We start from the raw sequence: 11,532 nt of genomic DNA, 5'->3' as shown, positions 1-11,532 counted from the left end.
ACAAGGGGCACATTGCCCTATCACCATCATTCATAATAAGTCGCGCGAACATCGCCACAATATCAACTTCATAACTTATTAACAGATGAAACACTGGTTTTCGACGCTAACTTACGCCATAGTGTGAGGGTTAAATGCTTGAATTGAGATGTGGCAGCGCTTAGATCATGCATGAGAGGCATGGCAAGCTACATTTGATCGGTGGCAGATAGAGGATATATCGCCAAATGGGAAAATTGTTATTTGTGGCAGCATTACTGGTTCTTGCCCAGCCTGCACACGCCACCAGTATTTATAAATGTATAAAAGACGATAAGATCGTCTTTAGTCAAATCTCCTGCCCAAAAGACTTTAATCAACATAAGCTGACCTATCAGCTAGGTGTCATTACAGAAACCAGCTCAGACACCAGGCATAAAACCCTCGATCCGCTACAGGCGTTACTCAAACAAAACACCATTTCTAAAGATAAGCTATTACAACTTATCGATAGCGAACTCTATCGCCTTAAACAGGAAAACAGCTACTACGATATCTTGCGCGCCAGTGAACGACAAAAAATCGATCGTAAACGCTACTGGCAAAAACAGGCCAAAGACGACCCTGAATTTTTAGCCCAGCTACAAGAGATGAACGCCCATTTTGATGGGTTGATCGACATGAATTTAGCCTCAATCAAGTTACTGACCCAGCACCAAACCAAAATCGAAGCCCAATCGACAGAGAATAAGGCGACGCAAACGGTCACTCATCCCCTGAACGCCAACCCTTAAGTGACAACATTATGCATCGGCTCACAGCAAGTGACGCCATTGAGAGCGCCCTCTCCACTCACCTCAGCCCAAAAAGGTAAACCATGCTCCATTGGCCCATATTGGTTAAACACCCAGACGATAATCAAATTCAACTAATTGAAGATATAGAGCAATGGCACGATGAGCTGCCCTTGCTCGATGCGACGTCGGTGGTGATTATCGACAGCCAAGGCCAGAGTTATCGCTGGCAAGCCCAGCCCTTAACGGCTGCGGGGGAATTTCATTTGAGTACGCCCCACAGCTTAGCGAGCATTGTCGACTGGGTGCGCTTGCATGCCAGCCAAAATGGTCACTGCTGCACCGCCAAGCTGGGGGCAAATAATATTAGCCGTGTGTTTGAGATACTGAAGTATTTAGAAGAGCGCTAGTGCCTCGGCAACTCACCAACGCACTGCTATTTGATGCATTAGCTTCTTAAGCCAATACCACGGCTGATCAGGTAGTAAGCAACGGCCCATAGGGCACTACAGAACCCCACCATAATCGCAATCGACAGGGGAATGCTGATATCGGCATAACCCAAGAAACCATAGCGGAAGACGTTGATCATATAGACCACAGGGTTGAGCTGCGACACCCCCTGCCAAAAGTCAGGAAGCAAGGTCAAAGAGTAGAACACGCCGCCCAGATAGGTCAGCGGAGTCAGCACAAATGTGGGCACTATGCTAATGTCGTCGTAGGTCTTAGCAAAGACCGCGTTTATCAGCCCACCTAGCGCGAACAAGATGGCCGTTAGCAACACTGTCACCGCTACCAGCCCAGCATGGTGCAGGCTAATGTCGACAAAGAACATCGCCACTAAGGTGACAATCGTGCCCACACATAAACCGCGTGCCACGCCACCGCCCACGTAACCGGCAATCATCACATAATGGGGTACGGGCGCCACTATCAACTCTTCGAGGTTACGCTGAAATTTAGCGCTAAAAAACGATGAGGCCACATTAGAATAAGATGCGGTAATGACCGACATCATGATCAACCCTGGCGCGATAAACTCCATATAAGAGACACCGCCCATCTCACCGATGCGCTTACCGACTAAGTTACCAAAAATAAGGAAGTACAGAGTCATAGAGATCGCCGGCGGCACTAAGGTTTGTACCCAGATGCGAGTAAAACGGGTGATCTCTTTAATCAAGATACTCTTAAAGGCGGTAAAGTAGACCTGTTTCATGCTTAATCCTGCACTCATTTTGCCGCTCCTTTACCTTGTTCAACCAACTCCACAAATAACTCCTCTAAGCGATTGGCCTTATTACGCATCGACAACACTTGGATCTGCTGCGCGCTTAATTGCGCAAATACACTATTGATACTGTGCGCCTTCTCCACGTCCACCTCTAGGGTATGCGGGTCGACTAAGCGACAATTGATGCCGTCAAGCTGCGGCAAGGTGTCGAGGTTGTCGCGCAGATCAAACACAAAGGTTTCCATGTTTAAGCGGCTCAGCAAGGACTTCATGCTGGTGCACTCCACCAACACCCCTTTGTCGATAATGCCGATATTGCGGCACAGCATTTCCGCCTCTTCAAGGTAATGCGTGGTTAAAATAATGGTCACGCCTTGCTGATTAAGCTCAGTCAAAAAAGTCCACATCGAGCGACGTAGCTCAATATCAACCCCAGCGGTCGGCTCATCGAGGATCAACAATTTAGGCTCATGCATTAGGGCGCGCGCAATCATCAAGCGGCGCTTCATGCCACCCGACAAGGCGCGGGCTGGGCTATTGCGCTTTTCCCACAGATCCAACTGACTAAGGTACTTCTTGGCACGCTCAAGCGCCACTTCACGTGACACGCCAAAATAACCGGCCTGATTGATCACAATCTGCTGCACGGTTTCAAACTGGTTAAAGTTAAACTCCTGAGGCACTAAGCCTATCGACATCTTGGCTAATTCAAGCTGAGTATCGATATCATGCTCAAACACCTTTACCTTACCCGAGCTTTTTTGCACTAAAGAACAGATAATGCCGATGGTGGTCGACTTACCCGCCCCGTTGGGGCCCAGTAGCGCAAAAAAGTCCCCCGCCTTTACCTTAAGGCTTATCCCTTTTACTGCTTCGACGCCGCCCTTGTAGGTTTTTCTCAGCGAGTCGATAACTAACGCATATGGCTCATTGCTCATGAGTAACTTCCGTAATGTTGCATTAAACACCAAACAAAAACTCCCGCACAGGGCAGGAGTTTGCAATCGTATCCGTTCGTGCGATTAATCGAGCGGCACCACTTTAGCAATATAAGGCAGATTACGATATTGCTCAGCGTAATCGATACCATAACCGACAATAAACTCATCAGGAATGGTAAAGCCGATAAAGTCGACCGGCACTTCCACTTCGCGGCGCTCTGGCTTATCCAGTAGGGTACAAAGTGCTAGGCTCTTAGGTGCGCGCAGCAGTAACAATTCGCGGACCTTATTTAAGGTATTACCAGAGTCGATAAGATCTTCGACGATCAATACATCGCGACCTTCAATATCTGACTGTACATCTTTAAGGATCTTCACATCCCGTGAACTGGTCATGGCATTGCCATAGCTAGATACCGACATAAAATCGATCTCCACATGACCCTTAATACGGCGACACAGATCCGCCATAAAGACCACAGACCCTTTTAGCAAACCCACCATTAATAGACGCTCACTGTCGGCGTAATGGGCATTAATTTGGTCTGCAAGGATATCCAGTTGTTGCTCAATCTCATCAGCCGAGATCATCACTTCGGTGGTGTGTTTCATACTACTCTCAAAATTGTCTTAATTGTCGCTATTGCTGGCACTGTGCTTATCATAGCCCCAACGCTTAGTTAACGCGTGGTCTACGCCCAGATGGTCTAAGATCCGGGCGACCATGAAGTCTACCAGATCTTGTACCGATTTGGGATCATGATAAAAGCCCGGCGCCGCAGGCATGATGGTCGCCCCCAGCTTAGACAGCGATAACATATGCTCTAAGTGTATGCTGCTAAAAGGAGTTTCCCTTGGCACTAAGATCAACTGACCACGCTCTTTTATTACCACATCGGCGGCACGCTCGAGCAAACTGTTGCTCATCCCCGTTGCCACGGCCGCTAAAGTGCCCGTACTGCAAGGGCAGATCACCATCTGCTTAGGCGCAGCCGAGCCAGATGCCGGGGGCGAAAACCACTCCTCTTTGCCCAGCACATGCAGTTCACCATGAATATCAACGCCATTTTCCGCAAACAACGCCAGCAACTGCGCCTTGGCTTTATCGCCATTGGCACTGAGCTGCAAGCCATGTTCGGTCGCCAGCACCACCCGCGCCGCACTGGAGATCATCAAAAACACTTGGTAGTCGGCCACCAGCAAACATTCGAGTAACTTAAGCCCATAGGGCGCACCCGAGGCACCCGTCCACGCTAAACTGATCGCCTTGGCCTTTCTTGGATAATTCATAACACTCTCTTTAACAGCGGTAACTCGAATAGTCGTCGGCGGTGATCGAATTCAGCACTCAAACGCCACTAGCGTTACGTATCGCTTAACTTAACTCTTCAAGTAACTTGCCATGCAGGCCGCCGAAGCCGCCGTTGCTCATCACTATAATGGTGTCACCGGGTTTGGCTTCACTCGCCACCGCCTCGACCACATCCTCTATTTGATACAGTACCGCCACAGGCAATGCCGCCTTAGCCATCGCCGCCTCAACATCCCAATCGATATTATCGGCCTGATATAAAAACGCCGCATCGGCCAGCGCCATCGACGTCGCTAAGGTGTCTTTATGTACGCCACGTTTCATGGTGTTCGAACGGGGCTCTAACACCACTAGGATACGTCCCTCGCCCACTTTCGCCCGGCAACCTTGCAAGGTGGTGGCGATCGCCGTGGGATGATGGGCAAAATCATCAAAGATGTCTATGTCATTCACCCTGCCAATCAGCTCCATACGGCGCTTAGGCGGAGCGAACTTTTCAAGCGCCTCGATAGCCGCTTGCGGTTTTACGCCCACATGGCGCGCCGCCGCAATCGCCATGGTGGCGTTTTCAACATTATGCTGCCCAATCAACTGCCAATCTAAGATGCCTTGGGATTCTCCCTCGAAAAACAGCTCGAATCGGTGACCATCATCGCGTTGCAGCTCGGTATGCCAACCAGTATCGACCGAATTAACACTGTAGGTTTCCTGCTCACTCCAGCAGCCCATATCGATCACCTCACGCACCGCGGCGCTGTCGCTTGGCCAGATGATTTTGCCTTGGCCCGGCACGGTACGTATTACGTGATTAAACTGACGCTGGATCGCTTTTAAGTCATCAAAAATATCGGCGTGATCAAATTCAAGATTATTGATCACTAAGGTGCGCGGTTGGTAGTGGACAAACTTAGAGCGCTTATCGAAAAAGGCGCTGTCATATTCATCGGCTTCGACCACAAAAAAAGGCGAGCCACCCAAACGCGCCGATACACCAAAGTTTTGCGGCACGCCGCCAATTAAGAAGCCCGGCTCGTAGCCACACTCTTGTAAGATCCACGCCATCATACTAGCGGTCGAGGTTTTACCATGGGTGCCCGATACCGCCAATACCCAACGCCCCGGCAAAATATGTTCGGCTAAAAACTGCGGCCCCGAGGTGTATTTCAAACCGCGATTAAGCACCGCCTCCACACACGGATTGCCCCGGCTCATGGCATTGCCAATCACCACGATATCGGGTGCATCATCTTCACTGTGCCCAAGCTGACTAGGATCAAAACCTTGGATAAGTTCAATGCCCTGCTGTTCGAGCTGAGTGCTCATAGGCGGATAAACGTTGGCATCGCTGCCAGTAACCTTATGGCCATTGGCTCTGGCAAGGAGTGCGAGGCCACCCATAAAGGTGCCGCAAATGCCTAAGATGTGTACATGCATGGGGTTGGCTCTGATGAGGAATAATCAGCTGGTATTCTAACGATTTGGGATGCCATTGTCAGTTAACAATGGTTTAAATTTAGGGCGTGTGGTCTTGCGACCAGGAGAGTTGTTTCAAACTGCGTTTGAATGGCTAGCGCCGAGAGTGCGGCCTTACGGCCGCATAACCACATCAACAATAAATCCATATTAAATTTTGATATCACCAAACTCGTGTTGTGGCTACAAAATTCCCCATCGAAGTTGCCGAAAGGCGTTGGAATAAATGGCGTAAGTCTGGGCTTGGATACCCGGCTAGCTTTCGGCTTTCCCTTAAAAAGAATGGATGTGCCATCGGAAGCGTCAGTTATTTTCAAATAGCCGCGTAGGAAGAACAACTTCGTCTGGGGCGGCATGGGGAGATGCAAGAGGGGGATTGCAGTTGATCCCCCCTCTTGCCCGGGTGTGGGTAGGAAACCCACGACTTACCTCGGTCGTAAGACCGCAAATTAATGTACTTCCTGATTAATCAGGGCAACCACTGTCCGCTTAAGCCAATCCATATGGGTACTAGGGTGATGTTTGGCAGTGAGCAGGTATAATCTTGGCCGAGACTGAGCAACATACAGTTGCTCGGTGTCAACGGCCGACAAACAGCACACATGCAATCCCGGTAGTAGGTGGCTTTGCTCATACACCCTGTTGTAAGGCACTATGCTGAGGGTTTTGTTATCGGCTAAATAACGGTAGAGATCATGAAACCCTAGGCTGGTTTGCATATTGTCACGTGGTGCAAGATGACACGCGCGTTTATGCTGACGGCAATAGGCCTCAAAAGGATCAAGCTCAGCCTTATCTATCTGATTAAATGCGCTTAAATAAGGGTAACTTGCAATATTGGCCAGGCTGATCTCCTGCTGTAATATGGGGTGATCTAGGCCGCATAAAAGATACAGGTGGGATAATGGTTTCAGCGGCATAACACTAAGTCGTTGATCTTGTTGTAGCGCACTGGCATTAGACTCACTCACAATCGCCATATCGATAAGGCCGTTGGCGGTGTCATCTAATACCGATTCTGAGCCACTGCGCAGTTCAAAACTTATCGGCAGGTGCTCTTCATTAATGGCCGCGCTCAGCTGCTGAGGAAAATGGGCAATTAAGAGATCGCTAACATAGATCACCATGGCCACCTGTGATTCAGCCGCATTAATCTGATTCAATTGATAAAGATGCTCAGAGCATTGCACCAACTCTTTCACAATAGGATATAACTGGCGGGTAAATTCGTTGGGCTCGAGACCATGTTTTTTTCTAATAAAAAGCGGATCATTAAACATCATCCGTGCATGCTGCAAACAACGACTGACCTTAGGGGCAGGTATATTCATATCGATGGCTACTGACGAGGCAGAATGCTTTTCATACAAATTAACTAATATATTGGCGCTGAGCATATCTAAACTATCTAGAGTTATATTTTTCATTTTAAAAATACCTCTACCGATTTAAAATACACCAAATCAAAGTATAGTTAATAACCTACATTCGACAATAACATTATGGGTAATTCATACATTAATTAAATCAGACATAGATCATATTTTTATATTTCATGCATTTACAATGAAAACATAAGACGCTAATTTTAAAAGACTAAAAATCAACGTCACCGCTAAACAATAGATATGCACTAATTGAGATTGGCATATCCACCTCACGATAATCTATAAGTTGAAATAATAGAAATTAACTATCAGATCATGCGCTAACTTTTAATAATTTGATTTCAATAATTATTGTAAATATTGCTCATAGGGTAATAATTAAATGGAAAGTTAAAAAGCTAAGCACCCTTGGAGGTTTATCATGAACGCCACCGCTACCGTTATTTTAAGTTATGCATTTATGTACTTTGTTTTATTTATTATTGTGCCTCTCGTTATCGTGACCTTCGTAATGACGTGCATTAAATTCTTTAGATCAAGTGATGTACAGATGGTTGATGCGGCCGTTAGCATTAAACCTCATCTGCTTGACCAAGAGTCTATGCAGTTTCTCAAAAGCTTAAAATCGATCGCGAGCAATCGCTACGATGTGCTGTACGGGGCGTCTCTGGTTAACGTGGTTGATATTGATGATTCAGTCAGAAACCACGAAGAGGTGCAAGACTTTATGGAACATTGCCACCTAGATTATGTGGTCGTCGACAACGAGTCTTCGGCGGTTAAACTGGTGATGAGCGATCCTAATAGCAGCTCACCAGAACAGATTAAGTTTATCGAAAAATGTTTAGATTACATTGGTGTGCAATTTATCAAGTTAGATAAACATAAGCAGTGTGATGAAATACTGCTGCGCAATGCGCTTGCCGCCTAATGGTTAACGTTATCTTAGCTATTATTGCCCAACCGAGCGTCAACCCGATACTTTGGCGCTCTCTCCTCCGCCCGAGGTCATGCTCACCCTAAGGTGTAAGGATACGGTATGTGCCACATCAGCCGTTACATCTCGATACTGCTTACATTTAGCGCCGCCGCATTAATTTGCTGTGTCCTGCCCATTACCAGCGTTAGTGCCGATACCGCCCAGGCCAACACGACCACAACCAACAGCGATACCTGCCTCAAATGCCATAAACGTAATGGCCAAATGCTCGGCCTGCATGGCAATTCTGGCCTAGCCATCCAGTGCCAAGACTGCCACGGTGAAAAAGGCAGTCATCCTAAAAAAGGCTCTATCATCAACCAATTTGGCATCGACAGCCCACAATCAGCCCAGCAACAAGCGACGATGTGTCTTACCTGTCATGATAATGAAACCTTGGCGGCTGCCGACTGGACTCACAACGTCCATGCTGTGCGGGTCAGTTGCGCTCAATGCCACCAGCTTCACCCAGAATCAGATCCTATGTTGTCGTTAAACCGTCAGCAACATAGCCAGTTATGTGTCACCTGCCATAAGGTCAATCCATAGGAGGCATGTTATGCAACGTTCAAAACGCCAGTTTCTTAAAGGATGTGGGGCACTGCTGGCCGGCGCCTCTGTTTATGGCATCACTCAATCTCCGTTAGCCGAGCATAGCGGCGATTCCCCTGAGGCCGATATTAAATACGCCATGGTGCACGATGAAAATGCCTGTATCGGCTGCAACGCTTGCGTTGAAGCCTGCCGTGAGGTCAATCAGGTGCCGGAGGGGGTTACCCGAGTCAAAATTGAGCGCCGTGGTCCTTTTGGTGAATATCCCAACCAGAGTTACCGCTTTAGCCGAGTCTCTTGCCAGCACTGCGAAGCCGCGCCTTGCGTCAGAGTATGCCCCACAGGTGCAGCTTATATCGACCAGCACACCGGCATTGTGGCAGTACATGAAGAGCGCTGCGTCGGTTGCCAGTACTGCATTGCCGCTTGCCCTTATCAGGTACGCTTTATTAACCCTGAGACACGCACCGCCGATAAGTGTGATTTTTGCCAGCAAACCCAGTTAAAGCAAGGGTTGCAACCCGCTTGCGTAATGGCGTGTCCCACCAAGGCATTGACCTTTGGCAACCTTAAGGAAGCCGATTCGGCCTTAGTTCAGCTGCTTAAAAGTAAACCCACCTACCGCGCCAAAGTGGACTTGGGCACCCGGCCTAAGTTGTTCCATATTCAAACCATCGATGGGGAGATAATGCTATGAGTGCTTTTCATTTCGAAGGCCTAGTATGGCATTGGCCTATTGCCATCTATCTGTTTTTAGCTGGCTTATCTGCTGGCGCTGTGTTTTTTGCCATCATGCTCAAACATTTTAAGTTAGCGGGCGAAGCCTACCATTCACCCTTTGTGCAAGCAGCGGCGATCATCGCTCCCTTGGCCGTGTTTGGCGGCTTGGGGATCTTGGTTATCGATTTAACCAAGCCACTGGATTTTTGGAAGATTTTGGTGTTTTACAATATCACCTCTGTGATGTCGATGGGGGTGCTGGTACTCATGGCCTATCAGGTCGTGCTGTTTGCTTGGATAGGCTGCATCTTTAACAAAGCAATCTTGCAATTATTGGGGGCTAGGTTGATGTGGCTGCAGCGCGGACTTCGCTGGCTAGTAGACAAAGAGGCGGCCATTACAGGTATCTTAGTGATCTTGTCGATATCCTTGGGCGCCTATACCGGCTTCTTGTTGTCGGCGCTAATAGGGTTCCCGCTACTGAATAATCCGGTATTACCCTTACTGTTTTTAATCTCGGGACTCTCCTCGGGTGCAGCGGCCACCTTACTGGGCGGCGTATTGCTGCGCGGTAATCCCAATGGGGTTGAGGTGCGCTTTATTCATGGTATTGAGATCCCGATGATCTTGGTGGAAATTGGCCTACTATTCACCTTCTTTGTCGGGCTGATTTTGTCGGGCGGTCAAAGCCAAGTGGCGGCGCTGAACGCTATCGGTTATGGCTTCTGGGGTTGGGTATTTTGGGGCGGGGTTATCGGTATCGGTTTAACCTTGCCACTGGCCTTTAATTTGTGGATGAAGGTATCGGCCGACCGTAAATTTACTTATGTGGCAGTCACGGCCAGCTTTAGTTTAATAGGCGTATTTTTACTGCGTAACTTTATTCTCTATACCGGGCAGATGACCATCGCCTAGGTGATACCATCAGCACTTGGCATAATCCTTATCTCGCCAGTACGCACCATGAGCAGATGCGTACTGGCGCTCATCTTTACCAAACAAGCATTGAACCCCAGTGCGCCGAGCACGTATACTGCTAACGAATAACACCTATGCTTAATGCGTTGATAAATGAACAAATATCATACTATTGCTGGCTTTTTTTTGCTGTATTGCTGCAATGCATTGAGCCTAGATCTGAGCCAATATGAGACCGATGTTGCCGCGTTACTGCGCGAGTATCAACACAACACTCCCCACTTAGCGCCATCGATATTGGTGCTTAATCAGGCCGAGCAAGAGCACACCTACATCGACTTTGAACGTGGGCTGATTGTGGTAGAAAGCGTGAATAAGGCCTCACTTAAACAGGCGGTGATTCAGGTGCTGCTGACTCAGATCGATCCCGAGGTGATCGACGCCAAAACCGCAAACGATTTTGGCCTCATCAATAGTAAACAGAAGCCCTTTTTCTGGGGGCAGGTCCACGATCACGACGGTCAACCCATAGCCTTTCATTGGCGTGCGGCGCGCTTTGCCGACTATCTTATAAACCAGAATCTTAATCAGCAAGGCACTCGCTTGCGGGTGACCATTCGCATGGTTAACAATCACACCCAAATTGCTGGCGGTAAGTATATTGAGTTTGTGCGTCAGTCGGCGCGCACCTACGGGGTTAAGCCCGATCTGATCATGGCGATCATGGAGACCGAAAGCGCCTTTAATCCATTAGCCAAATCACGCTCCAACGCACTGGGGTTAATGCAGATAAAGGCGGCTACCGCTGGGCGGGATTATTTCAACTTAATCAAAGGCTACGCCCATACGCCGTCCGCGGCCTATTTATACCAACCACAAAAAAATATTGAGGTGGCGACGGGCTATTTACACCTGCTCTCTAGCCGTTACCTTAAAGGCATTGACGATCCACAGAAGCGCGAATACGCGGTGATATCAAGCTATAACGGTGGCACAGGTAATTTATGGAAGAGCCTTAATCCTCGCGGCGATCGGCGCCAAGCCTTAGCCCGCATCAATAACATGACTCGCAGCGAGTTTTATTGGTTTTTAACCCAGCGCCATATTCGACAAGAAAGCCGTAACTACCTAAAAAAAGTCACCAGCAAACGCCATAAATATCGCTTATAAGTGCTTAGGTTCGAGCGGTTTGGTTTACATAGTTGATGCAATTGTGACCACTGGCGCAGTTTTATTTGCTCG

At 48.3% G+C, this 11,532-nt stretch carries 13 protein-coding genes; 7 read left to right on the top strand and 6 right to left on the bottom strand.

Going from position 1 to position 11,532, the window contains the following annotated elements; translation table 11 throughout:
- Positions 1-227 precede the first annotated feature (227 nt).
- Positions 228-773 carry a DUF4124 domain-containing protein gene (locus AC5YB1_RS04490; RefSeq protein WP_494520881.1) on the top strand — a complete coding sequence of 182 codons (546 nt, stop codon included), beginning with the start codon at positions 228-230 and terminating at the stop codon, positions 771-773.
- A gap of 83 nt (positions 774-856) precedes the next feature.
- On the top strand, positions 857-1,183 hold the full coding sequence (locus tag AC5YB1_RS04485; protein WP_494520880.1) for a DUF4144 family protein: 327 nt from the start codon (positions 857-859) through the stop codon (positions 1,181-1,183).
- Between the two features lie 38 nt (positions 1,184-1,221).
- Here the strand turns inward: AC5YB1_RS04485 and AC5YB1_RS04480 are convergent, their stop codons facing one another.
- The 6 genes from AC5YB1_RS04480 to AC5YB1_RS04455 all read right to left on the bottom strand — a co-directional run bounded on the left by AC5YB1_RS04480 (position 1,222) and on the right by AC5YB1_RS04455 (position 7,160).
- Positions 1,222-1,992 (bottom strand): ABC transporter permease, encoded by a 771-nt coding sequence (locus AC5YB1_RS04480; RefSeq protein ID WP_475517048.1) that lies wholly within the window; start codon positions 1,990-1,992, stop codon positions 1,222-1,224.
- Between the two features lie 14 nt (positions 1,993-2,006).
- Positions 2,007-2,945, bottom strand: a complete 939-nt coding sequence (locus AC5YB1_RS04475) for an ABC transporter ATP-binding protein (RefSeq protein ID WP_475514891.1) — start codon at positions 2,943-2,945, stop codon at positions 2,007-2,009.
- A gap of 84 nt (positions 2,946-3,029) precedes the next feature.
- Entirely contained in the window at positions 3,030-3,560 is a 531-nt protein-coding gene (gene hpt / locus AC5YB1_RS04470) for a hypoxanthine phosphoribosyltransferase (RefSeq protein WP_475514892.1), read from the bottom strand.
- Between the two features lie 18 nt (positions 3,561-3,578).
- Positions 3,579-4,238 carry a flavin prenyltransferase UbiX gene (locus tag AC5YB1_RS04465; protein WP_110455876.1) on the bottom strand — a complete coding sequence of 220 codons (660 nt, stop codon included), beginning with the start codon at positions 4,236-4,238 and terminating at the stop codon, positions 3,579-3,581.
- 85 nt (positions 4,239-4,323) lie between these two features.
- On the bottom strand, positions 4,324-5,694 hold the full coding sequence (gene mpl, locus AC5YB1_RS04460) for a UDP-N-acetylmuramate:L-alanyl-gamma-D-glutamyl-meso-diaminopimelate ligase (RefSeq protein WP_494520879.1): 1,371 nt from the start codon (positions 5,692-5,694) through the stop codon (positions 4,324-4,326).
- Between the two features lie 488 nt (positions 5,695-6,182).
- Positions 6,183-7,160 carry a LysR family transcriptional regulator gene (locus AC5YB1_RS04455; protein WP_494520878.1) on the bottom strand — a complete coding sequence of 326 codons (978 nt, stop codon included), beginning with the start codon at positions 7,158-7,160 and terminating at the stop codon, positions 6,183-6,185.
- A 382-nt stretch (positions 7,161-7,542) separates the two neighbouring features.
- Here AC5YB1_RS04455 and AC5YB1_RS04450 point away from each other — a divergent pair, with 382 nt between their 5' ends.
- The 5 genes from AC5YB1_RS04450 (at position 7,543) to AC5YB1_RS04430 (ending at position 11,460) form a co-directional block, all read left to right on the top strand.
- Entirely contained in the window at positions 7,543-8,052 is a 510-nt protein-coding gene (locus AC5YB1_RS04450; RefSeq protein WP_494520877.1) for a DUF2726 domain-containing protein, read from the top strand.
- 108 nt (positions 8,053-8,160) lie between these two features.
- On the top strand, positions 8,161-8,649 hold the full coding sequence (locus tag AC5YB1_RS04445; RefSeq protein WP_494520876.1) for a cytochrome c3 family protein: 489 nt from the start codon (positions 8,161-8,163) through the stop codon (positions 8,647-8,649).
- A gap of 10 nt (positions 8,650-8,659) precedes the next feature.
- Entirely contained in the window at positions 8,660-9,349 is a 690-nt protein-coding gene (locus tag AC5YB1_RS04440) for a 4Fe-4S dicluster domain-containing protein (protein ID WP_494520875.1), read from the top strand.
- Positions 9,346-10,287: a cytochrome c nitrite reductase subunit NrfD gene (nrfD, locus tag AC5YB1_RS04435; RefSeq protein ID WP_494520874.1), complete on the top strand. Its 942-nt coding sequence runs from the start codon at positions 9,346-9,348 to the stop codon at positions 10,285-10,287. Before AC5YB1_RS04440 ends, nrfD begins: the two co-directional genes overlap by 4 nt.
- A 156-nt stretch (positions 10,288-10,443) precedes the next feature.
- Positions 10,444-11,460, top strand: a complete 1,017-nt coding sequence (locus AC5YB1_RS04430) for a murein transglycosylase domain-containing protein (RefSeq protein WP_494520873.1) — start codon at positions 10,444-10,446, stop codon at positions 11,458-11,460.
- Positions 11,461-11,532: the final 72 nt, after the last annotated feature.

The sequence above is a fragment of the Shewanella sp. 433 genome, from assembly GCF_059338565.1.
The sequence above is the reverse complement of the archived record's forward strand: the minus strand, read 5'-3'. Positions and strand labels throughout refer to the sequence as shown.

Coding starts and splice junctions, on each gene's coding strand:
- AC5YB1_RS04490 (WP_494520881.1), top strand. CDS start 228: ATGGGAAAATTGTTATTTGTGGCAGCATTACTGGTTCTTGCCCAGCCT.
- AC5YB1_RS04485 (WP_494520880.1), top strand. CDS start 857: ATGCTCCATTGGCCCATATTGGTTAAACACCCAGACGATAATCAAATT.
- AC5YB1_RS04480 (WP_475517048.1), bottom strand. CDS start 1,992: ATGAAACAGGTCTACTTTACCGCCTTTAAGAGTATCTTGATTAAAGAG.
- AC5YB1_RS04475 (WP_475514891.1), bottom strand. CDS start 2,945: ATGAGCAATGAGCCATATGCGTTAGTTATCGACTCGCTGAGAAAAACC.
- hpt (WP_475514892.1), bottom strand. CDS start 3,560: ATGAAACACACCACCGAAGTGATGATCTCGGCTGATGAGATTGAGCAA.
- AC5YB1_RS04465 (WP_110455876.1), bottom strand. CDS start 4,238: ATGAATTATCCAAGAAAGGCCAAGGCGATCAGTTTAGCGTGGACGGGT.
- mpl (WP_494520879.1), bottom strand. CDS start 5,694: ATGCATGTACACATCTTAGGCATTTGCGGCACCTTTATGGGTGGCCTC.
- AC5YB1_RS04455 (WP_494520878.1), bottom strand. CDS start 7,160: ATGAAAAATATAACTCTAGATAGTTTAGATATGCTCAGCGCCAATATA.
- AC5YB1_RS04450 (WP_494520877.1), top strand. CDS start 7,543: ATGAACGCCACCGCTACCGTTATTTTAAGTTATGCATTTATGTACTTT.
- AC5YB1_RS04445 (WP_494520876.1), top strand. CDS start 8,161: ATGTGCCACATCAGCCGTTACATCTCGATACTGCTTACATTTAGCGCC.
- AC5YB1_RS04440 (WP_494520875.1), top strand. CDS start 8,660: ATGCAACGTTCAAAACGCCAGTTTCTTAAAGGATGTGGGGCACTGCTG.
- nrfD (WP_494520874.1), top strand. CDS start 9,346: ATGAGTGCTTTTCATTTCGAAGGCCTAGTATGGCATTGGCCTATTGCC.
- AC5YB1_RS04430 (WP_494520873.1), top strand. CDS start 10,444: ATGAACAAATATCATACTATTGCTGGCTTTTTTTTGCTGTATTGCTGC.